The 277-nt window shown below is 56.0% G+C and carries 1 protein-coding gene; it reads right to left on the minus strand.

What is annotated here, in order from left to right; all coding sequences use genetic code 11:
• Positions 1–194 (minus strand): hypothetical protein (locus Q9I99_RS11365; protein ID WP_301668048.1); only part of this gene is annotated, 194 nt, incomplete at its 3' end.
• Between the last annotated feature and the right edge of the window lie 83 nt (positions 195–277).

The following is a 277-nucleotide window of genomic DNA, read 5'->3' on the forward strand; positions in this document are numbered from 1 at the left end:
CCCGGCTGACCGGGTATCATGGACGCAAGGGAAACCAGTTCGGATATGGCATCAACTGTATCAGCTGCGGCAGAATCAGACGCAACGATGGAAAGGGCAGCGGAAGCAACATCGGCAACCATCTCTATCACATCCACCGGACCGGCTGCATTGGTCAGCGGCTCGGGTGGATTGGCAGAGCCTTGAGACACCATGGCTGGGGCGGCTGGTTTAGGAATGAGAACACCGAAAGTGTTACCGAAAGAGGCCATGCACTTACTCTCTCCGTCGAGATTCT

Origin of the sequence: Neisseria basseii, from assembly GCF_962707005.1 — a bacterium.
Lineage (GTDB): Bacteria > Pseudomonadota > Gammaproteobacteria > Burkholderiales > Neisseriaceae > Neisseria > Neisseria bergeri.